Source organism: Gemmatimonadota bacterium (assembly GCA_009692115.1).
In the GTDB taxonomy this organism is placed as follows: Bacteria; Gemmatimonadota; Gemmatimonadetes; order Gemmatimonadales; family GWC2-71-9; genus SHZU01.
The window spans coordinates 54,717-77,699 of sequence record SHZU01000011.1; the positions used below are offsets into that span (position 1 = coordinate 54,717).

21 protein-coding genes are annotated in these 22,983 nt (G+C 67.6%); 8 read left to right on the plus strand and 13 right to left on the minus strand.

The window, feature by feature from the left end:
- Positions 1–70: 70 nt before the first annotated feature.
- Complete coding sequence (locus EXR94_12690) at positions 71–1,912, plus strand: hypothetical protein (protein ID MSR03577.1); 1,842 nt, start codon at positions 71–73, stop codon at positions 1,910–1,912.
- Here the strand turns inward: EXR94_12690 and EXR94_12695 are convergent.
- On the minus strand, positions 1,905–2,318 hold the full coding sequence (locus EXR94_12695) for a hypothetical protein (protein ID MSR03578.1): 414 nt from the start codon (positions 2,316–2,318) through the stop codon (positions 1,905–1,907). The two genes, EXR94_12690 and EXR94_12695, sit on opposite strands and share 8 nt — an antisense overlap.
- A gap of 122 nt (positions 2,319–2,440) precedes the next feature.
- On the opposite strand from EXR94_12695, the gene EXR94_12700 reads away from it, so the two are divergent.
- The 3 genes from EXR94_12700 to uppS all read left to right on the plus strand — a co-directional run bounded on the left by EXR94_12700 (position 2,441) and on the right by uppS (position 4,286).
- On the plus strand, positions 2,441–3,052 hold the full coding sequence (locus EXR94_12700) for a hypothetical protein (GenBank protein MSR03579.1): 612 nt from the start codon (positions 2,441–2,443) through the stop codon (positions 3,050–3,052).
- Complete coding sequence (locus EXR94_12705; GenBank protein MSR03580.1) at positions 3,042–3,434, plus strand: transcriptional regulator; 393 nt, start codon at positions 3,042–3,044, stop codon at positions 3,432–3,434. Before EXR94_12700 ends, EXR94_12705 begins: the two co-directional genes overlap by 11 nt.
- Before the next feature lie 72 nt (positions 3,435–3,506).
- Positions 3,507–4,286 carry a di-trans,poly-cis-decaprenylcistransferase gene (gene uppS, locus EXR94_12710; protein ID MSR03581.1) on the plus strand — a complete coding sequence of 260 codons (780 nt, stop codon included), beginning with the start codon at positions 3,507–3,509 and terminating at the stop codon, positions 4,284–4,286.
- Here uppS and EXR94_12715 read toward each other — a convergent pair.
- The 12 genes from EXR94_12715 to EXR94_12770 all read right to left on the minus strand — a co-directional run bounded on the left by EXR94_12715 (position 4,238) and on the right by EXR94_12770 (position 17,435).
- Entirely contained in the window at positions 4,238–5,047 is an 810-nt protein-coding gene (locus EXR94_12715; protein ID MSR03582.1) for a PhzF family phenazine biosynthesis protein, read from the minus strand. The two genes, uppS and EXR94_12715, sit on opposite strands and share 49 nt — an antisense overlap.
- 4 nt (positions 5,048–5,051) lie before the next feature.
- The gene (locus EXR94_12720) at positions 5,052–6,014 is read right to left on the minus strand and encodes an ATP-binding cassette domain-containing protein (protein ID MSR03583.1); all 963 of its coding nucleotides are present in this window, start codon (positions 6,012–6,014) and stop codon (positions 5,052–5,054) included.
- Positions 6,011–6,988, minus strand: coding sequence for an ABC transporter ATP-binding protein (locus tag EXR94_12725; protein ID MSR03584.1), 978 nt, complete (start codon positions 6,986–6,988; stop codon positions 6,011–6,013). Before EXR94_12725 ends, EXR94_12720 begins: the two co-directional genes overlap by 4 nt.
- Entirely contained in the window at positions 6,985–7,827 is an 843-nt protein-coding gene (locus EXR94_12730; protein MSR03585.1) for an ABC transporter permease, read from the minus strand. Before EXR94_12730 ends, EXR94_12725 begins: the two co-directional genes overlap by 4 nt.
- The gene (locus tag EXR94_12735; protein ID MSR03586.1) at positions 7,824–8,798 is read right to left on the minus strand and encodes an ABC transporter permease; all 975 of its coding nucleotides are present in this window, start codon (positions 8,796–8,798) and stop codon (positions 7,824–7,826) included. Before EXR94_12735 ends, EXR94_12730 begins: the two co-directional genes overlap by 4 nt.
- A gap of 12 nt (positions 8,799–8,810) precedes the next feature.
- A complete protein-coding gene (locus tag EXR94_12740; protein MSR03587.1) occupies positions 8,811–10,460 on the minus strand; it encodes a peptide ABC transporter substrate-binding protein in 1,650 nt (549 codons plus the stop codon).
- Positions 10,448–11,227 (minus strand): hypothetical protein, encoded by a 780-nt coding sequence (locus EXR94_12745; protein ID MSR03588.1) that lies wholly within the window; start codon positions 11,225–11,227, stop codon positions 10,448–10,450. Before EXR94_12745 ends, EXR94_12740 begins: the two co-directional genes overlap by 13 nt.
- Positions 11,224–14,091: a glycine dehydrogenase (aminomethyl-transferring) gene (gcvP, locus tag EXR94_12750; GenBank protein ID MSR03589.1), complete on the minus strand. Its 2,868-nt coding sequence runs from the start codon at positions 14,089–14,091 to the stop codon at positions 11,224–11,226. Before gcvP ends, EXR94_12745 begins: the two co-directional genes overlap by 4 nt.
- Before the next feature lie 95 nt (positions 14,092–14,186).
- Positions 14,187–14,576, minus strand: coding sequence for a glycine cleavage system protein GcvH (gene gcvH / locus EXR94_12755; GenBank protein ID MSR03590.1), 390 nt, complete (start codon positions 14,574–14,576; stop codon positions 14,187–14,189).
- Positions 14,577–14,632: 56 nt separating this feature from the next.
- On the minus strand, positions 14,633–15,244 hold the full coding sequence (locus tag EXR94_12760) for a dephospho-CoA kinase (protein ID MSR03591.1): 612 nt from the start codon (positions 15,242–15,244) through the stop codon (positions 14,633–14,635).
- A gap of 3 nt (positions 15,245–15,247) precedes the next feature.
- Entirely contained in the window at positions 15,248–15,853 is a 606-nt protein-coding gene (locus tag EXR94_12765; GenBank protein ID MSR03592.1) for a thymidine kinase, read from the minus strand.
- Between the two features lie 55 nt (positions 15,854–15,908).
- The gene (locus tag EXR94_12770; GenBank protein ID MSR03593.1) at positions 15,909–17,435 is read right to left on the minus strand and encodes a hypothetical protein; all 1,527 of its coding nucleotides are present in this window, start codon (positions 17,433–17,435) and stop codon (positions 15,909–15,911) included.
- On the opposite strand from EXR94_12770, the gene EXR94_12775 reads away from it, so the two are divergent.
- From EXR94_12775 to EXR94_12790, 4 genes are read left to right on the plus strand one after another with little or no spacing between them, the layout of a single operon-like run.
- Positions 16,677–18,611 carry a pyridoxal phosphate-dependent aminotransferase gene (locus EXR94_12775; GenBank protein MSR03594.1) on the plus strand — a complete coding sequence of 645 codons (1,935 nt, stop codon included), beginning with the start codon at positions 16,677–16,679 and terminating at the stop codon, positions 18,609–18,611. The genes EXR94_12770 and EXR94_12775 overlap by 759 nt on opposite strands.
- On the plus strand, positions 18,608–19,537 hold the full coding sequence (locus EXR94_12780; protein ID MSR03595.1) for a hypothetical protein: 930 nt from the start codon (positions 18,608–18,610) through the stop codon (positions 19,535–19,537). The genes EXR94_12775 and EXR94_12780 overlap by 4 nt, the downstream gene beginning before the upstream one ends.
- Positions 19,534–21,444, plus strand: coding sequence for an ATP-binding protein (locus tag EXR94_12785; GenBank protein MSR03596.1), 1,911 nt, complete (start codon positions 19,534–19,536; stop codon positions 21,442–21,444). Before EXR94_12780 ends, EXR94_12785 begins: the two co-directional genes overlap by 4 nt.
- Positions 21,437–22,963, plus strand: a complete 1,527-nt coding sequence (locus tag EXR94_12790; GenBank protein MSR03597.1) for an AMP-dependent synthetase — start codon at positions 21,437–21,439, stop codon at positions 22,961–22,963. Before EXR94_12785 ends, EXR94_12790 begins: the two co-directional genes overlap by 8 nt.
- Positions 22,964–22,983: the final 20 nt, after the last annotated feature.

Below are 22,983 nucleotides of genomic sequence, written 5' to 3' on the forward strand. Positions count from 1 at the left end.
GGTAGGGTAAGTTGGGGCGAGCCATCCGGCTCGCCCCAACTTTTTTTTGCCGACGCTCTATTTTCCACGGGTGACATCCTCCGTCCTCCCAGAGCCACGGCTCAGCGTTTCCCGCCTCGTGATCCTCGCCGTGGCCTTTGGCCTGGTCGGTGGCCTGATCGAGGGCGCCGTTCTGGTCTCGAAGCCACTATTCGAAGGGCGGATGTCGCTCTTCGGCACCGAAGCGCTGTGGCTGGCCCCACTGGCCCAGGCAGGGCTGTTCGGGCTGCTGGCGGCCGTCTATGGCGCTCTCGGGGCGGTCGTTGGGCGGCTCCGGGCGCCCCGGGTTGCCGTAACCTTCTGGGCGAGTCTCGCGGCCCTGGGGGTCATCGCGCAGTTCGAAGGGATCCACTGGCTGGCCGGAGCCGTGCTCGCCCTCGGAATCGGCGGTGGCCTCGGTCGGGCCCTTGCTGATCGCGCGGCCCGGCTTGCCCCTCGGGCCGTGGGCGTCATGGCCGCCGTCCTGGCTTTGGCGGCGGTGGGCCAACGGGTCGCCGATGGTTGGCTGGAACGAACCGCTCTGGCCCGGCCTGCCGCCGCGGCTGGCCACCCCAACGTTCTTCTGCTGGTCCTCGACACGGTTCGGGCTTGGAACTTGGGCTGGTACGGCTACGGCCGAAGCACCACACCGCGCCTCGACCGCCGGTTCGCCGAGGGGGTGATCTTTGACCGAGCGTTGGCCACGGCGCCCTGGACCCTGACGTCGCACGCCTCGATGTTCACCGGACGGTTCCCCGCTGATCTGAGCGCGGGTTGGGCAAGTCGGTTGGACGGTACCTATCCCACCGTGGCGGAGGTCCTGGCCCAAGCCGGATACGCCACCGGGGGCTTCGTGGCGAACTACCGGTACACCGGCGCGTCGACCGGTCTGGCACGAGGATTCTCCCGCTACGAGGACTATCCTGCCGACGCGCCCGAGGCATTCCGGATGTTGGCGCTGACCCGGCGGGCGCTCCGGAGCCCGTGGCTCCAGCAATGGCTGGTTCAGCGCCGGATCTTCGAGTCGAAGTATGCCGAAGACGTGAATCGCGAGTTCCTGGACTGGGTCGATCGGCGGACGGACCGGCCGTTCTTCGGGTTCATCAACTACATCGACGCGCATTCTCCCTATTTACCCCCGACACCCTACGACACGGCGTTCAACCGTGGTGTTGACCAGGAGCGGCTGTCGGAGCAGTACGTGGCCGGCGTCACGCGGGCCTTTGGTCCGGGTCCGATTCCCTCGAATCTGCTCACCGAGTATCTCGACGGGTACGACGGCTCCATCCGTTACCAGGACGCCCAGATCGATTCGCTGCTCAATGCGTTGGAACGGCGGGGCCGCCTCAAGAACACGATCGTGGTGCTGACTTCCGACCATGGGGAACACTTCGGCGAGCACGGATTGATTCAGCACGGCAACAGTTTGTTCCTGCCGCTGCTGCATGTGCCGCTGGTGGTGTGGGCGCCGGGGTTGGTGCCGGGGGGGCTTCGGATCGGGGCGCCGACCTCGCTTCGAAATCTGGCCGCCACGCTCCTCGACCTGGCCCGGGTCGAGGCCTCGTCGATTCCCGGCCAGTCGCTGGCCCGCCTCTGGGGACCCGATTCGCTTGACGTGCCGCCCGACACCCTGCTGTCCCAAGTGGATTGGCATCCGAGTCTCACGAAGTTTCCGCCGTCACCGTTGCTCGAGGGATCGCTCCGCTCGTTGCTGGTCGACAGTCTCCACTATATCCGGCGAAGTGACGGGGTCGAGGAGCTCTATCATCTGGGCCGGGATTTTCTGGAAGCCCGAAATCTGGCTGGGGCGCCCCAGTACCGGGCGGCGTTGCTCGACGCCCGGGGAAAGCTCGAAGCGGTGACCCGCGGGTTGCCGGGGCCAACGGTCAGGTAGGTCGATCTCGGCGCTCGGCGCTCGGCACTCGGCACTCGGCGGCCCATTCGGACCAGTCGAGGGGGACGGGGGTGATCCGGGCGATGGCGGCGTCGGCCAGGGCAAGGGCTTGGCGGGTGAGGTGGGCTGCGGTGTCGGGGGAGCCGGCGGCGCGGGTCAGGGCGGCCTCGAAGGCCAGGATCCGGGCGTAGCCGTAGATCCGGTGGGGGTCGTTCAGCAACTCGGCTAACTGGGCCGGCTCGAGATGGGGTGCCAGGGTATGGAGCGGGCCGAGCGTCATGGCTTTGGCGTCGTCGAGGTGCTGGCGGGCCAGTTCGAGCGAGGCCGAGCGGTCGCCCCGGAGAATCCGGGCGATCAGGGCGGACAGGGTGTCGATCCAGCGGAGGACGGTGTCGTGTTTAGGCACTCGGCGCTCGGCGCTCGGCACTCGGCGGGGTGGGCATTGAGGGGGCGAAGATAGTTGGGGTTTTTGCTTTGTTGTGTAGAGTACTTGACGACATGGGGAGTGGGGGCTAAACTCCCGAGCATATGCGTTCATCGCCTCGGTTGGTGCGGTCGGTGGAGCCGACGCCGCTCTCGGATCGGGCCATTGAGGATCTTTCGTTCATTCGGGAGACCATGGCGCGGGCGTCGACGGTGACGTCGGTGCCGGGGTGGGGCGGGGTGCTGATGGGGTCGACGGCGGTGGTGGCGGCGGGGTTTGCCTCACTGCAGGCCCGGCCGGCCGAATGGTTGGCGGTGTGGCTGGCCGAAGCGGTGCTGGCGCTCGGGATTGGCGGGCTCGCGATGGTTCGGAAGGCCGGCGCCACCGGGGCCCCGCTCGGGACCCGGGCGGGCCGGCTGTTTGCGGGGGCGTTTGCGCCGCCGATCTTGGCCGGCGCGGTCCTGACGGCGGCGCTCTACCGGGTCGGGCGGGTCGACTCGCTCCCGGCCGTGTGGTTGTTGCTCTATGGTACGGCGGTCACGACGGCGGGGATGTTCTCGGTCCGGGCGGTGCACATCATGGGGCTCTGCTTCATGGTGCTCGGTGCGGTGACGTTTTTTTCACCACCGGGCTGGGGCGACTGGATGATGGCGGCCGGCTTCGGCGGGTTGCAAATCGGCTTTGGTTTCTTGATTGCGAGACGGTATGGCGGCTAAACGAAGCGCGGTTCGGGCGGTTGACAGAGCGGTGGCGGCCCCAGGGGTCGGCGCTAAGCTCACGGTATCCGGCAAGGGCCCGGCGGCATCGCTCAACCTCGACCGGTTGATTCACGAACGGGTCCGGTTGGCCATCGTCAGCGCGCTGGCCGTCAATCCGATGCTGGCGTTCAATGACTTGAATGAGCTCCTCGGAACTACCGACGGCAACCTGAGCGTCCACGCCCGGAAGCTCGAGGACGCTGGCTACGTTTCCTGCCGGAAGAGCTTCGAGGGGCGGATGCCGCGAACCGAGTTTCGCTTGACGGCCACCGGACGAGCAGCGCTCGACCGATACCTGGCCCATATGGAAGGGTTGATCAAGGCGGCGCGGGGCAAGTAGCCGGCGCCGGGTTCCCCGAGGGCCGCGCAGGCGGTTTTCTTTTTGAAAGGACACTTTGCGGTGCAAAGTACTATGCAACTCCATGCCGGGATCATCATGGACGGGAACGGCCGCTGGGCCGAGCGGCGAGGATTGCCCCGACCGGTCGGTCACCGTGCCGGCGCCGCGAATCTCCGCCGGATCATCGAGGCCGCGCCCGGGCTCGGCATCGGGACCCTTACACTCTATGCGTTCTCATCGGACAACTGGCAGCGGCCGTTACCCGAGGTGACCGCGCTGATGCAACTATTCCGTCGGTTCTTGGCGGATGAAACGGCCCAGTGCATCGAGCACGGCGTCCGGCTCAATGTGATCGGCCGGCGGGACCGGCTTGGCGCGCCGCTGCTCCGCGCGATCATCGATGCGGAGGAGGCAACGGCCGGAGGCCGGGAACTGCTGCTTCGGATTGCGTTCGACTACTCAGGCCGGGACGCCCTTCGGCGGGCGGCGCTTCGGCTGGCTCGGGCCGGGGCGGATGACTGCTCGGCGGACCAGTTCGGCGAGTTGGTCGGGCTGGTCGATCACGCTCGGACCGCGGCGCCGGCACTCGACCTCCCGATTCGCACCGGCGGGGAGCAGCGGCTCAGTGACTTTCTGCTCTGGGAGACCGCCTACGCGGAGTTGTTCTTCCGGGCCGAGTTGTGGCCGGACTTCCGGCTGGGGGATCTGGCGGAGGTGATGGCGGGGTTTCGGGGGCGGGATCGGCGGTTTGGGGTTCTCGGTGCTCGGCGCTCGGCACTGGGTAGGACGGGGGGTGATTTCAGTCATCCTCGAGGTTCGTTGACGGCTCCGCGGAGCACGGTCACCGCGTGACCGGCGAGTTCGACCCGATCGCCGAGGAGGCGGGTACCGACGAGCCCGCCTCGGCGGGAGGCCTGGTAGCCGACGAGGTCGGTCCGGCCGAGGCGGCCGGCCCAAAATGGCGAGAGGCTGCAGTGGGCTGAGCCGGTGACCGGGTCTTCGTCGACCCCGAAACGCGGCGCGAAGAAGCGGGAGACGAAGTCGATGCCGGGTTGGTCGCCGGGGGCCGTGACGATGACGCCGCGGGCGTCGACTCGGCGGAGTCGGGCCATGTCGGGTTCGAGGCGGCGCACCGCGGCCGCGTCCGGCAGGACGATCAAGAAGTCGGGCTGGGCCGCCTGGTTACTGAAGATCTCGCCGCCGGACGTGCCTAACGCTTCGTGCAGTCCGGGTGGCGCCACCGCTGGGCGCTGAGGGGTCGAGGGGAAGTCGAGGAGGATCGTGCCGGCCGGGCCCGGCGTGGCGGTCAGCAGGCCGCTTCGGGTGTGGAATCGGGCCGTCAGCGCCCGCGCTAAGGTGCCGGATTCCCACAGGAAATGAGCGGTGGCCAGCGTGGCGTGACCGCAGAGATCGACTTCGGCCGCCGGGGTGAACCAGCGGAGCCGGAAGCCGCTGCCCTCCGCCTGCACGAAGGCCGTTTCGGCCTGATTCATTTCGGCGGCGAGCGATTGCATCCACTGCTCCGGCGCGGGGCCGGTCAGATGGCACACGCCGGCGGGGTTGCCCTTGAACGGGGCGTCGGTGAAGGCGTCGATAAGCCAAAGTGTCGGCATGAGTTCAGGCGTGGTGACAGGCGACGAGCGATGGTCCCAGCGCGGTGAGTTCGGGCCGGCTGGTGGTGCACCGCGAGTCCTTGGCCGGGTGGAAGCAGCGGGACGCGAAGGGGCACCCGGGCGGCATGACCGTTGGGCTCGGCGGATCGCCGGGGAGCACGATGCGCGTTCGTTGGGTGGTCGGATCGGGAACCGGAATGGCCGAGATCAGCGCCCGGGTGTACGGGTGGCGGGGACGTTCGAGGACCTCGTCGCGCGGTCCCTGTTCGACGATCCGGCCATAGTACATCACCGCAATCCGGTGGGCCACCTGGCGGACCACGCTCAAGTCGTGAGCAATGAAGAGATACGACAGGCCCCGGCTCTGCTGCAGATCGAGCAGCAAATTGAGCACCTGGGCCTGCACCGACACGTCGAGGGCCGAGACCGGCTCGTCGAGCACGATGAAGGCCGGATCAACGGCCAAGGCGCGGGCAATCCCGATTCGTTGCCGCTGTCCGCCGGAGAACTCGTGGGGATACTTCTCCGCGGACGCGGGGTCGAGACCCACTTCGGACAGAAGAGCCGCTACCCGAGCGCCGACGTCCTTCTTGGGTAGCAGCCGGTGAATCTCGATGCCCTCGGCCACCGACTGGCCCACGGTCATTCTCGGATCGAGCGAACCGTACGGGTCCTGAAAGACGATTTGCATCCGGCGGCGGAGGAGCTTCAGGGTCCGGCGGTCGGCGCCAAGCACGTCGGTGCCATCGAAGCGAACCGAGCCCTGGTCGGCCTCGAGCAGACGGAGCACGGTCCGGCCGGCGGTGGTCTTGCCGGAACCTGATTCGCCGACCAAGGCCAGGGTTTCTCCGGTGGCAACCTCGAACGAAACGCCGTTCAGCGCATAGACATGCTTCGGGGCCTGAAACCAGCCGGCCCGGCTCTCGAAGTGTTTGACGAGATCGGTCACTTGGAGCAAGCCGGTCACGGGGCCAGCCCTTCCACGACCCAGCACTTGGCTTCGTGATCCAACCCGGCCGCCCGCCAGGGGGGAACTTGGCTGGTACAGGCGTCGATCCGGAGCCCACAGCGGGGATTGAACCGGCACCCGGCGGGCCACGCGTACGGTTGCGGTACGGCGCCGGGAATCTGCGGCAATCGGCCGACCGGTCCGGTTAACCGCGGCATCGATCGGAGCAGGGCTTGGGTGTATGGGTGCCCGGGCGCGGCGAATAGGGCGGCGGTCGGCGCGGTTTCCACCAATTGACCCGCGTACATCACCATGACCCGGTCGGTGCGCTCGGCCACGACGCCGAGGTCGTGGGTAATCAGCAGGAGCGCCATGTTGCGTTTGGTCCGGAGACTGTCGAGCAGTTCCAGGATCTGAGCTTGCACCGTCACGTCGAGGGCCGTGGTTGGTTCGTCGGCCACCAAGAGGTCGGGCTCGCCGGCGAGGGCGATGGCGATCATGACCCGTTGGCGGAGTCCGCCGGAGAGCTCGTGCGGGTAGGCCCCATACCGGGCAACCGGATCGGGGATGCCGACCTCGTCGAGCAGCGCGATGGTGCGGGCTTTGGCCTCGACGGCGGACATTTTCCGGTGGGCGGTGACGGCTTCTTTGACCTGATAGCCAACCGTGAGGACCGGATTCAAACTGGTCATGGGATCTTGAAACACGAGGCCGATCCGTCCGCCCCGAATCGCTCGGAGGGACTCACCCTCGAGGCCCATGACGTCGACCCCGTCGAGCAGGATTGAACTCTCGGGGGCGATCTGCCCGGGCTCCGGGACCAGCCGGAGCAGAGCCAAGCTCGTCAGGCTCTTACCTGAACCCGATTCGCCGACGAGCGCCACTCGTTCGCCGCGGTCGATGGCAAAGCTCACGCCGTCCACGGGAACTGAGTGGCCGGTGCCCTTCCGGAAGGTGATCTTGAGTTTCTGAACCGCGAGCAGCGGGGTCATGCGCTCCGGGGGTCGAAGGCGGCCCTGAGGGCGTCGCTCATCAGGTTGACGGCGAGCACCGTTACCAAGATCATGGCGCCAGGAAACAGCAGCGTCCAGGGCGCGGTCGAGAAATAATTGCGCGAGTCGAGTACCATGATGCCCCACGACGGCGTCGGCGGCTGGAGCCCAACGCCGAGGAACGAAAGCCCGGCTTCGAGCAGGATGACCTCGCCGATGCCGAGTGTGGCGCTCACCAAGATGACGCCGAAGACGTTGGGCAACAGGTGGCGAAAGATAGTCCGCTTGGGGGCGGCGCCCAGGGCGGCGGCGGCCTGAATGTAGCCGGCGGTCCGGAGCCGGATGGCCTCACCCCGAACCATCCGGCTGGTCCCGAACCACCCAGTCAACCCGATGACGCCGATCAGCGCCGGGAGCGGAACCTGGTCCCAGACGACGAGCAGGAGCAACAGGACAAAGAGCCTGGGGATGGCCAGCGCCGCATCGACTAGTCGCATCAACCCGGCATCGAGCCAGCCACCGGCAAACCCTGCCACCAGGCCGATCAGGGTGCCGATCGAGAGGGAGAGTGCCACCGAGAGCGCGCCGATGGCCAACGAAATCCGGGCGCCGGTGGCGACCCGGGCCAGCAGGTCGCGATTCAGGTGGTCGGTGCCGAAGAGATGTCCGGCGCCTGGCGGCGTGGCCCCGGCGCTGAGGTCCGGGATTGCGGTCGGGTCGGGCAGCAGCCACGGTCCCACCACCGCCAGCGCCAGGAGGCCAACCATCAGGAGGGCCCCGGCGCGGCCCGAGGGGCTTTGCCAGGCGGTTCGGAGCGTGGCGGCGAGGGAGCCGGTCATCGGCTACGGGTCCGCGGGTCGAGCAGGTGGTAGCCGAGGTCGGTCAGCACCCCGCTCACCAGCACGGCGCCCGACACCAGGAGGGCGGTGGCCATGAGCACCGGATAGTCCCGCGCGGCAATGGCACCCGCCGCGAGCGATCCGAGGCCCGGCCAGGCAAACACCGATTCGACGAACACCGAGCCGGACACCAGCATCGGAAGCATCAGTCCCACCAGCGTGAGGATCGGAAAAAGCGCGTTCCGCCACGCGTGCCGCCACACCACGGTCGACTCCGCGAGGCCGCGGGCCTGGGCGGCCCGGACGTAGTCGAGCCGGAGGACTTCGAGCATGGCCGTTCGTTGGTAACGCATCGTCGCGGCAATGGTCACCACGGAGAGGGTCACGACCGGCAGCACCAAGTGAGTCAGGAGGTCCCAAGCGCGGGCCGGCCAGCCGGCGTCGGAGTTGAGCAACGGGTCCCGCATTTGGGCCGCGGGCAGGAGCCGCCACTCGATCGCGAACACCGAGACGAGGATCAGCGCCAGCCAGAAACTCGGCATCGCGTAGCCGGCCAGTGACAAGTGGGTGAGCCAGCGATCGACGGCCGAGCCCCGCCTGCGGGCCTGGAAGACGCCGAGCCAGATGCCAAGGCCGAGGTTGACGAAGAGGACCGCGCCGCCGAGCAGCAGGGACGCCGGGAGCCGGCTCCAAATCAACGCATTGACCCGGACCGGGTAGTACTCGATCGAGACGCCGAAATCGCCGGTGGTGGCGGCCGCGGCAAACCGGGTGAACTGAGTTCCAATTGGCTGATCGAGCCCGAAGAGGGCTTTGAGCCGCTGTTGCTCAGCGGGTGTCATCGGCCGGTCGTCGGTCAGGCGGCTCAGCGGATTGCCGGGGGCCGCCCGCATCAGCACGAACAAGATCGCGGCCACGGCGAGGAAGGTGACGGCCGCCTGGAGGAGGCGCCGGGCGAGCCAGGCGGCCACCGGCGGTTCTGCCTAACGCCGATCCCGGGGCAGCGATTGCCTCGGGTCGACCGACCACCGCCACAGGTCGGACCAGGGCAGATCGGCCCGGACCGACACGTTGCGGTACCGCTGGTGGTGCACCACGACCTGGGCCGGCGAGAAGAGGAAAACCGCCGGGTTGTCGGCCTGGAGGACGGCAATGGCGGATTTCCAAGCGCCGACCGGGTCAGTGGCGGCCCGAATGGCCTGCTGCAGTGCTTCATCAAACCGCGGATTGCAGACCGAGCCGACGTTGGTGCCGCCGGTTCCGATCCCGGCGCAGGTCCAACTCTGGACCAGGCCGGCCGGCGTCGGGTCCAGCGTGGTTTGGGAGATGTCGATGTCGAAGTCACCCTTGGTTCGCCGATCGGCCCAGACCGGCCCGTCGAGCCGGTTCAAGTCGATCTTGACGGCGATGGCGCGGAGCATGGCCTGGATCGGTTCGGCAATGCTGACCCGGGGCAGGCTCGAGCCCGGGTAGTTGAGCCGGAGCGCCAGGGCGGTGCCGTTCTTGTCGAGGACGCCGTCGCCGTCGGAATCCCGCCAGCCCCGCTCGGCCAAGATCCGCCGGGCCCGGCCTGGGTCGAACCCAGGGAGTTTGGGCGCGATCCGGCGGACCCAACTGGCCGACCCCATCGGGCCGTCGGTGACGCTGGCGTAGGGCCCGAACACCGACCGGACCAGCCCCTGCCGGTCGATGCCTAACGCGATCGCCCGGCGGACCTCGGGGTCGGCCAGGATCGGGTGTGGCTTGGTGCGATCCCCGGGGGCCCGCTGGTTGAACAACAGGTATCCGATGCCGAGCGAGGGCTGGGTCAGGATCCGAAGCGACGGGCTCTCGACGATCGGGGTTACCTGGCGGGGCAAGAGCACGGCTTCATAGGCGTCGGCGGTGCCGTCGAGCATCAGGTTGAGCTGGGCCTCGCCGGCGCGGGCAATCAGAAACACCACCCGGTCGAGCTGGGGCGCGCCCAGAAAGAACCCGGGATTGGCCGCGAGTTCGGCCTGGCGCCCGGGCTCGAACTTGACCCATCGATAGGGGCCGTTGCCCACCGGCCGCGAACTGAATGCTGCGGTGGCCAGGCGGGCGGCCGGAATGGTGTCGAGCAAGTGGGCGGGGAGCGGAACGGCGTGGAAGACCGCGTCGAACATTTGCTCGGCATAGGCCCGCCGGAACGTCACCACCACGCGCCCGGGTCCCTCGGCCGTCACCGCGGCGAGGTCGCGAAGCAGGAGCGGATAGGGCAGGGGAGCCGCCGAATCGCGGGCCCGGTTCAAGCTCCAGACCACATCGCGCGATGTGACCGGCACGCCGTCGTGCCAGGTGGCCCGGGGATCGAGGGTGAATACGAGGGTAAGCGAGTCGCGCCGGGTCCACGATTTGGCCAGCATCGGCTCGAAGCCGGCTTCGCCGGTGGTGACCAGCTTTTTGCCCGGTCGCGCCAAGGGCAGGAACATCAGACTGGCGACGTCGACGTTGGCCTTGTTCGAGCTCAGCGTCGGGACCGGGAGGGTCGGCTCAGCCCCGATGACGATGACGATCGTGCCGTGGTCGCGCCCCTCCTGGGCTCGGGCCGGACCGGCGGCGGCGAGGGCCAGGGCCGCAAAGCCTACCAGCCGAAAGATGGTCACCGGTTCCATGTCCACTGGTCAGATTGGTAGGTATCGTAATGCCGTTCGGCCCGGCGGAGTACCTCGTTAGGTCCGCCGGCCTCCAGCGCGCCGAGCCCCCCGGCCTCGAGGACCTGGATCACCGCGGCGGCGGCGGCAGTGAAGTCGACGGGCCGGCCCAGTAATACGCCAAGCGGGGCCTCTGGCGGCTCACCGGCGCTCTCGGCCAGATGGAGGCGGCGGACGACGGACTGATCGTCCTCAAGCAACATGGAGCCGTGCTGGAGCAGGGATCGCTCGCCGCGGCGTTGGGCACTCCCGACCACTTTCTTCCCCGCGACCACGATTTCTCCGCCGACCGCCGCTGCGAAACAGGGCCCGGATCCAAGGCCCGGGGTGGTCCGGTCCGCCGCCAAGGCCGGACTGGCGCCGAGCAATCCGACGGCTCGAGCCAGGATTTCGTGGATGGCCCGGTAGGCGAGGCGGAGTGAACCGTATTGGGTCATCGGCGCGGCGACGGCGTAGGTCAACTCGCGGGCGTGCCACACCGCGCGACCCCCGGTTGGCCGGCGGACACACGCGAGGTGTTCCGTTGCGATGGCATCGAGTCGATACCGCCGAGTGGCCGGCTCGTGGCGGCCGAAGGAAAGGCAGAAGGGTTCCCACTGGTACAGCCGCCAGAGATGGGCCCCGGTCGCTTCACTGAGATCGAACATGGCGTGATCGATCGCCATGTTCTGAAACCCGGGCCGGGGCTCTGGGTCGACCCAGAACCCCCGCAAGGCGGCTCCGGTCACCCTCCCGAGTAGGCTTCGATCGGCGGGCAGGTGCAGACCAGGTTGCGGTCGCCATAGGCCCCGTCGATCCGTGACACGGTCGGCCAGACCTTGTGGAGCCGAGTGGCCGCCGAGGGGAAGCCGGCCCGTTCGCGGGCATAGGGGCGGTTCCAGGAATCGGACAGCACCGTCTCGAGCGGGTGCGGGGCGTGAAACAGCACGTTGTTTCCCCGTTCGGCCACCCCGGTTTCGATCTCCCGAATTTCTTCGCGAATCGCGATCAGGGCGTCGCAGAACCGGTCGAGTTCCTCTTTCGACTCGCTCTCGGTCGGCTCGATCATGATCGTCCCGGCCACCGGGAAGGACACCGTGGGCGGGTGGAAGCTGTAGTCGATCAACCGTTTCGCGACGTCCTCGACCTCGACGCCCGCCGACTGCTTGAACATCCGGAAGTCGACGATGCACTCGTGGGCAATCAGGCCTTCGTTGCCCGTATACAGGATTTTGTAATGGGGCGACAGCCGTTTGGCCACGTAGTTTGCGCTCAGAATCGCGATCTCGGTGGCTGTCTTCAGGCCCTCGGGGCCCATCATCCGGATATAGGCCCAGGAAATCGGCAGAATCGAGGGACTTCCCCACGGCGCGGCGGAGACGGTGCCGCAGTTCTCCGGTCCGCCCACGGGAATGACCGGGTGGCTCGGGAGGTACGGCGCCAAGTGCGCCGCGACGCCGATCGGCCCCATCCCCGGGCCGCCGCCACCATGGGGAATGCAGAACGTTTTGTGGAGGTTCAGGTGGCAGACGTCGGCACCGATCGTACCGGGGCTGGTCAGGCCGACCTGGGCGTTCATGTTGGCCCCGTCCATGTAGACCTGGCCGCCATGACGGTGGATGATCTCGGTCACCTGGCGAATCCCGTCCTCGAAGACCCCGTGGGTCGAGGGATAGGTCACCATTAGCGCGCCGAGATTTGCCGCGTGGGCCTCGGCCTGCTTGGCGAGGTCGGCCAGGTCGATATTGCCATGGGCGTCGGTCTTGATGACCACGACGTCGAACCCGGTCATGACCGCGCTGGCCGGATTGGTTCCGTGGGCGGATTGCGGAATCAGACAGACGGTGCGGTGGTGGTCGCCTCGGGCCTTGTGATAGGCCCGAATCACCAACAGGCCCGCATACTCGCCCTGCGACCCGGCGTTCGGTTGCAGGGAAATCCTGGCGAAGCCGGTGATATCCGAAAGCCAGCGCTCGAGCTCGGCGAACAGTTGCTGATACCCGGGCGTTTGGTTGATCGGGGCAAAGGGGTGGATCCCGCCGAAGCCCTTCCAACTGACCCCGGCCATCTCGGCCGTGGCGTTGAGCTTCATGGTGCAGGAGCCGAGCGGGATCATGGCGGAGGTCAGGGACAGGTCTTTCGCCTCGAGGCGGCGAATGTAGCGGAGCATCTCGGTTTCGGAGCGGTAGCGCTTGAATACCGGATGGGTGAGATAGCTCGACCGGCGGGCCAGGCCGCTCGGAATGGCATCGCCGAGGCTCTTCTCGAGCGCGGCTGCATCGAAAACGTAGGTCCCGGTCCGGTCGAAGCAGGCCACCAGATCGGCGACATCTTCCAGGCGAGTGGTTTCGTCGAGCGCGATCCCGATCCGGGTGGCGCTGACGGCCCGAAGATTCATGCCCCGCTGATTGGCCGCGGCGTGGATGGCCGAGGCGGTGGCCGGATCGGTGTCGACCGCCAGCGTGTCGAAGTAGGCGCCATGGACCACCGAGTGTTTCAGGTGTTCCAGGGCCCGGGCCAGGAGCTTGGTCCGGTGGTGGGTGCGCCGGGCAATGGCCAGGATGCCCTCGGGGCCGTGATAGACGGCATACATGCTGGCCATGACCGCCAGGAGCACTTGAGCCGTGCAGATGTTGCTGGTGGCCTTTTCACGGCGGATGTGCTGCTCCCGGGTCTGGAGCGCCATCCGGAGGGCCGGCCGGCCCTCGCGGTCCTTCGACACCCCGATCAGCCGGCCCGGCAGGTGCCGTTTGAAGGCGTCCTTGGTGGCCATGAACGCGGCGTGGGGGCCGCCGTAGCCTAACGGCACTCCGAAACGCTGGGAGTTGCCGACGGCAATGTCGGCGCCCCATTCGCCCGGGGGGGCGAGCAGGGCCAGCGCGAGGAGGTCGGTGGCCACCGTCACCAACGCGTTGGCCGTATGGGCCTGCTTACAGATCCCGGCCAGGTCGCGGACGCTGCCTTCGGTGCAGGGATATTGGAGCAGGCAGCCGACCGTGGCGGCATCGAAGTGGAAGGTGGCGGGGTCGGCCACCACGCACCGGACGCCGCGGGCTTCGGCCCGGGTTTCGACCACGGCAATCGTCTGCGGGTGGCAGGCCGCATCGATCAGGTAGGTCTTTCCCGGACCGGCGGGCGCCATGGCCACCGACAGTCCCATGGCTTCCGCGGCCGCCGTCCCTTCATCGAGCAATGAGGCGCTGGCCACTTCGAGCCCGGTCAGATCGCAGATCACGGTTTGGAAATTGAGGAGCGCCTCGAGCCGTCCCTGGGCGATCTCGGGCTGGTACGGCGTATAGGCCGTGTACCAGCCCGGGTTCTCGAAGATGTTTCGCTGCACGACGCCGGGCACGTGACAATTCGAATACCCCATGCCGATGTAGGTGCGGAACGCCTGGTTGGCTTCGGCCCGGGCGGCCAATTCCGCCAGGGCTTCCGGCTCGCTGCAGGCCGGGGGCACATCGAGCGGCCGGCCCAGGCGGATATTGGCGGGAATCAGGGCGGTGACCAGGGCGTCGAGGCTCGGGTAGCCTAACGTCTTCAGCATCGATTCGATGTCGGCCAATCGGGGGCCCAAGTGCCGGTCGAGAAACGTGGCGGCGGGTTCGGTCATCGGAGTCACGGATCAGAAGGTGAAGCGACGATGCCCCGCAGGTCGTTCGAAGCACCCCGGGACATCGCTGGCTTGTCAGGGCAAGGCGGAGACGGTCAGGCGCCGATCTGGGATCGATACGCCGCCGGGGCCAGCAGCGTGTCGAACTGGGCCGGGTCGGCGATCTTGAGCCGGATCATCCAGCCGTCGGTGTACGGCGCCCGGTTGACGACCGCGGGATCGGTGTCGAGCGCGGGGTTGACCGCGACGATCTCGCCGGCCAGCGGGGAGTACAGGTCCGACACCGCTTTGACGGCCTCGATGGTGCCGAACGCCTGGTGGTCGGCAAACTTCTCGCCCGGTTTGGGGAGGTTCACGAAGACGATATCGCCGAGCTCGCCCTGGGCGTATTCGGTAATGCCGATCTCGAGAATGGCTGGATCCGACGTGCGGCGAGCCCATTCGTGGTCGGCGGTGTAGCGAAGCTCTTCGGGGACGTTGGCCACCGGTGTTTCCTAGCGGGGATTGACGGGTAGCAGGATACCCGGCTTGGGCGGCACGGTCAAGCCGAACGGGCCGCTCGCCGCGCCAGTTGGCGCCAGACGTCGCGGGCCCGTTTTTCGAGGGTGGCGAAGTCGGCCTCGTTGTCGATGATGTAGGTGGCTTTCGGCCGCTTTTCCGCCGAGGGCCGCTGGGCCCCGATCATCGATTCCGCGGTGTCGGGGTCGAGTCCCCGGAGCCGTTCCAGCCGCTCCCGCCGGGCCGCCTCCGGGGCATCGACCAGCACCACGGCATCGAACTGCTTGGGGTCCATCACTTCGAAGAGCAGCGGAATGTCCTGGATCAGGACTTTGGTGCGCGCCGCCCGCGCTTCCGCCATCTGGCGGTCGCGTTCGGCGGCCACGGCGGGATGGACCATGCCGTTAAGGGCCGCGAGGGCATCGCGGTTCCCGAAGACCCGGGCGCGAAGGGCCGGCCGGTCGAGCCGGCCGTCGGGGGCGAGCACGTCCTCGCCGAATTTGGCCACGATGGCATTGAACACTGGCGTCCCCGGCTGCTCGAGCGCGTGGACGATGGCGTCGGCGTCGATCACCACGGCGCCCCAATCGGCAAAGAGGCGGGCCACGGTGGATTTGCCCGACGCGATGTTCCCGGTGAGTCCGACGTTGAGCATCCGCTAGAGAATCCTGGTCTGGTCCTCGTCCGGCCGCGGCACCCGGTGGCACCGGCGACACCGGGCCTCGTAGGCTTCGCTTCCACCGACCATAATCGTCGGCGAATCCCATCGGGCGGGGCGGCCGTTGATGAGTCGCTGATTGCGGCAGGCGAGGTCGCCGCAGACAACGCAGATGGCTTGGAGCTTGTCGACCTGTTCCGCCACGGCCATCAGTTCACCCATCTTGCCGAACGGCTCGCCCCGGAAATCCGTGTCGGTGCCGGCCAACACCACCCGGACACCCCGCTCCGCAAGGCCGGTCGACACCGCGACGATCCCGGCGTCGAGAAACTGGGCCTCGTCGATGGCCACCAATTCGGAATCAGGCCGGACTTGCCGGAAGATGTCGGCCGAATGGTCGGTCGGAATCGCTTCGATTTCGATCCCGGTGTGGCTCGAGATCCGGGTGATGCCGCCGTAACGGTCATCGAGGCGGGATTTGAAGACCTGAACCCGTCGGCGGGCGATCAACGCCCGCCGGACCCGGCGGATCAACTCTTCGCTTTTCCCGCTGAACATGACGCCGGCAATGACCTCGATGGATCCGGTGCGCGAGGCGTGGTACATCCGGTGGCCTGGTTTGGTGTGAAGTGACCCACGATATGCGCCGAACCGCCGACGGTCAAGGCGCTCGGCGGGGTGGCTTGGCGCCGCGGTCGACCCGCGCGGTCAGCCGGCGCCCCTTGAAGGTGCGGCCCGCCAGCTTTTCCGCGGCCTCGGCGGCGGTATCCTCGGCGCCAAACTCGATCAAGGTGAACGAGTCCTTGATGTCGACCCGGCCGAATTTCTCGCGGGAAATTCCGAGATCGATACTGAGAAACGCCATCCATTCGCCGACGGTGACCCCTTCTTTGTTCCCGACGCCGGCCCAGACCTTGGGCATCGTCGGGCGGGCGGGGGGCATCGGACGGATCGAGGGTCCGGTGGTCGGCGCGGGGGTCGCCGCTTTCGCCACCGTCCAGAGCGACTGCAGCGCCATCACGATCTCCGATGCCGGGTATTGGTCGAGGAGCGGCGCCACCGTGGCAAAGGCCGCCCGATCGGTGCCGGCTTCGATCCGGTGGCGGATGACCCGTCGATCCGCCGCCATCGCCCGCTCGGCCTCATCGACCGTGCCGCGGAGGTTGATCGGCTCCCGCTTAATCACCAGGCGAGAAACGTAATGTTCGGTCCCGGGCGGCATCAGCAAGACTGACCGGGCCGGATCGGCCGTGGCCAGGACGTCTGGGGTTGGGAGATCGTAGTAGATCGTCACGTCGGCCGGCCCGACCGACACGCCGTGGCTGGCCAACCGGGCGGTAACCGGGCCGACGGTGGAAGGATCGGCGCACCACACGGCCACCTGGTCGAGGTCGAGGGCATCGACCAACGAACCGAGGGCCTGGGGCCGGTGATCCCACCCGACCGTGGCGACCCGGATCCGGGCCAACCGCTCTGCCGGCTCGGCGCCCAACGGGCCAGCCACGGCGGCGCGCCACGCGTACCGCTCGACGAACGGCGCGGTCCGTTCCGGGTCGGCGGTGATGACGACGCGCTGGGTCTCCTTCGGGAGGTCGGCAAAGACGGCGACGAAGCGGTCATCGTCCGCCTCGAGTTCGGGCCAGGCCACGACAACGCCAGACAATTCGGCAACCGGGAGCGCGCTCCGGCGAATCAGCTCCGCGGCCACCGCTCCGGTGGTGACGAGGCAGTCGACCCGCTGGCCGACGAGATGGTGGCCGGCCCGGGCCGGGGTTGGCCCCTGGGCCGCAACCTTCCCGATGGAATGCGCGGCCGAAGCGGCCGCCTCGGCCCAGGGGGCCAGGGCGGATTCAGGAACCAAGAGGAGCAGGGGATGGGACCGCGTGTCTGGGGTTCGGCCGAGGACGGCCGCGAGGACCGGGATGGCATAAGCAGGCGAGGGGGGGGCGGCCAAAACCAGGTTGGCACCACGAGCCGCAATCGGAACGGCCGACCCGCTCACCGGCGGGGCTACGAACGGAGCATCAGACACGGGTATCTCGGTTGTGAAAGAGAACAGCTTGGCATCAATATAACATTGACATCCCTGAAACAACCCACGAACCTTCCAATCATCCACCCATTTCCGGTGATTTTCTTGACTAAGGTCCTCCGCCTTCCCGAGCCGCTGTCCAGCAATCTTGCCCATCTCAAGGGCTCCGAAACGATCGCGATCAACACCGAGGCCCGCCGTCTCCGGGCCCTCGGGAAAGACGTGCTCGATCTGAGCGTCGGCGAGCCGGATTTCGACACCCCGGCGGCCGCGGCGCAGGCCGGGGTGCAGGCCATCCAGAAGGGACTGACCCGGTACCCGCCGAACATCGGGATCGCGGACCTCCGGAACGCCATGGCAACCCACTTGAGCCAGTTGTCGGGCGGGCGACCGGTCGATCCGGACCGGTTCGTGGTCAGCACCGGGTCCAAGCAGTCGTTGTTCAACGCCTGCTTTACGCTCTTCGGGCCCAAGGACAAAGTCCTGATCCCTTCGCCGGCTTGGGTTTCGTATCCCCAGATCGTCCATCTGGCCCGGGCCGAACCGGTGATGGTGCCCGGGGAGGTGGAGTGGGGCCTCAAGGTGAGCGTCAAGGACCTCGAGCGGCACACCGACAAGCTGGTCCGCGGATTGATTCTCTGTTCGCCCTGCAACCCGACGGGGGCCGTGTACACGCTGGGTGAGCTTCGGGCGATTGGTGACTGGGCCCGGAAACACAACGTCTGGATCATCAGCGATGAGATCTATCGCCGGATCCACTTCGGGTCGGGGCCGGCGCCGTCGTTCTTCGACCTGCCCGACGAGTACCTCGAAAAGACCGTCATCATCTACGGGGCGAGCAAGGCCTACGCGATGACCGGATGGCGGATCGGCGCCGCCTACGCGCCCCCGGCGATCGCCAAGGCCATGGGGAACCTGCAGTCGCACACCACGACGGGGGCCAATCATCCGGCCCAGGCGGCCGCCGCGATGGCGTTCTCCGATCCGCGGGTCGAGCAGGAAGTCGTCAAGATGACGGCGGCGTTCCGGAAACGGCGGGACCACCTGGTCGACCGGTTCCGGAGCGAGGCGCCCGGGGTCGAGTTCGTGGAGCCGCACGGGGCCTTCTACCTATTTTTTCGGGTCGACGGGATTCCTCGCTCCGGCGGGCTGACCGGCACCAAGTTCTGCGAGCGGTTGTTAGGGGAGCATGGCGTTGCGCTGGTACCGGGGGCCGCGTTTGGCGACGACCGCTGGGTCCGGCTCTCCTATGCCACCTCGGAAAAAGACATCGAGAAAGCGGTGGACCGGATCGTCCGCTGCTTTGCGGAGTTCGAGGCCGGCACGGTGTGAGCCGAGCCCTGCTCTTCGAGCGGCTCCGCCGAGAACTCGGCCGGGGCGGGCAAGTGACCGTGGCGTCGACGATGCCCCCGGCGGTCGAAGGCCGGCCCGACGACTATCGGCTGGCGCCGTCTCGGTTGATCGAGGGCACCGAGTTGGCCGCCTCGGCGGTCGGCGCGCCGACGGTCTGTCCCGAGCCGTTGGCGTTCCTCGATGGCACCCAGCGATATGAAGTGGTCGGCTACTTCGATACGGTACCGATCGTGGCTGCCTTCATTGCGGCCGCCGTCCGGCTCCGGGTCGACGGCCGGTTTACCACGGTCGAGCGCGCCGAACGCCGCCTCCTCGTCAGCCGCCAGGATGTGCTCGCGGAGCTCCGGTTGGAGGGTGGCGACTTCGAGCCGGCTGGATTCGAGGCCACCGAGCAGGTCCACCCCCTCAAAGAACTCGAGAACGCCCATCGGGCCATCGATCGGGCGCGGGCGGGCCTGGAGCAGACGGTCGGGGCCGCGTTCCGCCGGTCCCATGATGCCTGGCTGATCGTGGACGGCGTGATTTCCGATGCGCCGATCTGGGCCCGCGATCCGCGAGCCATTGGGATCTCGAAGAGCCATGCCACCCTTCCGTTTGCCGGCCCCGACCTGACCCGGTACCTCACGCTCCCCGCGCTCCACCGCACCAGTGTCTTCGAACCGGCCACCTGGCGGTTCGCGAAGGTCCATTCCTGGGGGCTTCGGCTCTGGCCCCACGAAGGCCAGGATCTCCTCCACGGCTTGGTGCGGATTGAAGTGGCCGAAACCGGCCGGAGCCTCGAATGGGCCGATGAATTGTCGCGCTGGATTCTGGCCGAGCGGGTGCCGCTCAGCCGGCCCGACCCCCGGTGGGACCGATTGCTGTACGGGGTGGCCACGGTCGAGCGACACCTGAGGGCGCGATGATCGGCCAGGTCGTTGCCACCGAACTCAAGCCGAGCACGCCGCACCAGTTCCTGTTCTGGACGGCGCGCGATGCCCAAGTCGGCATCGGGTCGATCGTCCGGGTCGAAGGGCCGGGGCGCACGGTCTACGGCGTCGTGACGGACGCGTTTGCGTACTCCGATCTCGCCACCCCGATGGATGCTGTGTACGCCGCGGATGGCGATCCCGCCGGCGCGATCGAACCCAGCCATCGCAGCGAGATCCGGCTCTACCAGACCGCCGTCCTCCGCCACGTCCCGGAAGAGCCGCTCCAGTCGGTGCCGTTAGGCGTGGTGTATCTGGCCACCGACGCCGACGTCGGCGTGGCGCTCCGGATGGACGCCTACACGACGGGCGACAAGCCGACCGGCGTGCCCGTCGGCCTCTATGCGGCCGGCGGGTTGGAAGCTCCGATCCAAATCGACGCCGATTTTCTGCTCGGCCCCGAGGCCGCCCATCTCAACATCACCGGGGTCTCGGGACTCGCCACCAAGACCTCGGCGGTCGAGTTCTTCCTGACCTCGATCTTTCAGCGATTCCCGGCCCACAAAGGCCGGATCGCCGCCCTTTGTTTCAATGTCAAAGGACCCGACCTGCTGTTCCTGGATCAACCGGGGACCCTCACCGATGAAGATCGCCGGCTCTACGACCGGCTCGGGCTCGACGCGGGGCCGTTCCAACAGGTCCGATATTTCGCTCCGTTCAAGAACGACGGTGTCAACCTCAATACCCTCCGTACCAATCCGGAGCTCAAACCCACCGAGCCGTTGGTGTGGGGCCTCCGGGAAGTGCTCGACTACACCGAAGTGCTCCTCAACCGAGACGACATCGACGCCAAAGCCGACGGCTTTATCGATTTCCTGGCCGAACGGGTCGTCGGGAAGGAGTTTCGAGACGAGGTGTCGGGGCAAACCTTCTTGGTCCGGACCTTTGCCGAGCTCGAGGGGTTCTTCAAGGCGATCTTCGAGTTTTTGGAAACGACAGGTCGCTCCGAGATTTGGCGGACCCACCATGTGGCCACGATTCGAAAGATCCGGAACCGGCTCGGCAATATCAGCACCCGCTCCAAGGGTCTGGTCACCGACGACGGCGAGGTCAACGACCTCCCGTGGGGCCATTTCGAGGATCGAAATATTTACGTCATCGATGTCGCCGGTCTCGACCCGCTGGCGCAGGACCTGGTGTTTGCCCGGATCGTCTCGAAGCTCCGGGAGCATCTCGAACGCCGGGATCTCGGGGTCGAACACGTGATCGTGTTCGTCGATGAGCTGAACAAGTATGCCCCCCAGGAGGGACACGACACCTACGTCCGAAAGATGCTGCTCGATCTGTCCGAGCGAGGCCGGTACCTCGGCCTGGTGCTGTTCTCCGCCCAGCAGTTTCGTTCCCAGGTGCACAAGCGGGTCGTTGGAAACGCGGGCACTTCGGTGTTCGGCCGCCTCGACGCCGACGAATTGTCGACGCCCGGGTATGGGATTCTCTCGCCGGCCATCAAGGCGAAGCTCGCCGCACTACCCAAGGGCGAGTTGATGCTCCGCCACCCTCACTTCACCCAGCCGATCTTCGTGAAGTTTCCCCGGCCGTCGGTGCTGTCGGGGCGGGAAGGGGTCGAGCGGTTTCCACCGGAGGTCGAGGTCCCGTTCGAAGATGCCGTGGCCCGGCGGCTCCGGGCGCTCAGTCCGTCGGTGTCGGTCAATCGGATCAAGGATTTGGTGGCCGGCCGGACCACCGACGACGTGGTCCGGGCCCTTCACGCCACCATCCGGAATCGGCCCGATGACGTCACCGCGTTTTTCACCAAATGTCTCGGCCGGGAGATCAAGGTCCGCTCGGTGGCGCCCCGGCCCGGGGTGGCCTCCTTGAAGCCGGCCGACGATCCCTATTCCTGACCGGACCATCGGCCGGGTCCTCTCGGACCGGGCCCGGCAAACACCGGACCAGCCGTTTCTCCGGTTCGGCGACGAGCGCCTAACGTTCGGCGACGTCGAGGCCTGGAGCGCCCAGGTGGCCGCGCGGCTGGCGGCGCGCGGGGTGAGGGTCGGCGACCGGGTCGGCATCATGATGCCGAACGGTGTCGAATACGTGGTCAGCTGGCTCGCCGTGGTGCGGATCGGCGCCATCGTCGTCCCGGTCAATACCGGATACCAGGAGCGCGACCTCGGCTTCGTCCTCGGCGATTCCGGAACCCGGCTGGTGGTCACCGTGGCCGGCCATCTGCCGTTGCTCGACCGGATCTGGACCGAGTGCCCCGGCCTCGAGGACTGCGTGGCCTGGGACGCCGGGTTCCGGGACGAAGCGGCGGAGGGACCCCGGGCGGACCCGGACCCTGGCGTCACCCCGGACTCCCTCGCCGTGCTCCAGTACACCTCGGGCACCACCGGCTTCCCCAAGGGGTGCATGATCACCCACGAGGGGTGGCTCACCGTGGCGGACCGGTTCGCCGAAGCCGGCCAATTCTCGGCCGACGACGTGGCGGTCATCATGACCCCGTTCTATTACGGCGATTTCGGATGGAATGTCATTCTCTGTCTGGCCGTCGGGATGGAACTCGTCTTGTTGCCCCGGTTCTCGGCGTCCGGCCTGTGGCGTTCGGTGCGGGACGCGGGCGGCACCTTCTTCTATTGCCTGGGGACGATGCCGGTGCTGCTCCAGAAACAGCCCGAGGATCCCGCCATCGATCGCGGGCACCGGGTCCGCTGGGTCTCCTGTTCGGGGATCCCGGCCGATCAACACGCCGAACTCGAACGACGATGGGGCGTGCCGTGGCGCGAGTGGTACGGAACCACCGAGATCGGCTTCGTCATCGCGATGCCGCTCGCCGATAGCCACATGACCGGGTCGGGATCGATCGGACGGATGTTGCCGGGCTACGAGGGTCGGCTCGTCGATGCCGCCGGACAGGATGTGCCCCGGGGCGAGGTCGGTGAGTTCATCAGCCGGGGCCCGGTCAACGCGCTCGGATATTGGAACAATCCCGAGGCGACCGTCCAGTGGATGCGAGACGGCTGGGCCCACACCGGCGACCTGATGCGGCAAGACGCCGACGGCTACTACTACCTCGTCGGTCGAACCAAGGACATGATCCGCCGGGGCGGCGAGAACATCGCCGCCGGCGAGGTGGAGGCCGTGCTCTGTGAACACCCCGGAGTCCGAAACGCCGCCTGCGTGTCGGTGCCGGATCCGATCCGGGGTGAGGAAGTGCTCGCCTACATCCAGCCCACCGGCGAGGCTCCCGACCCCGAGCGGATCCTCGACCACTGCCGGCAGCGGTTGGCGGCCTTCAAGGTCCCTCGGTATCTGGCCGTGGTGGCCGAGTTCCCGCTGACCCCGAGCCAGCGGGTCGAGAAACACAAGTTGCCCCGTTCGGTCCACGGGTGCTACGACGCCACCACCCGATCCTCCGGCTAGGCGCTGCCTCACGGACCTGC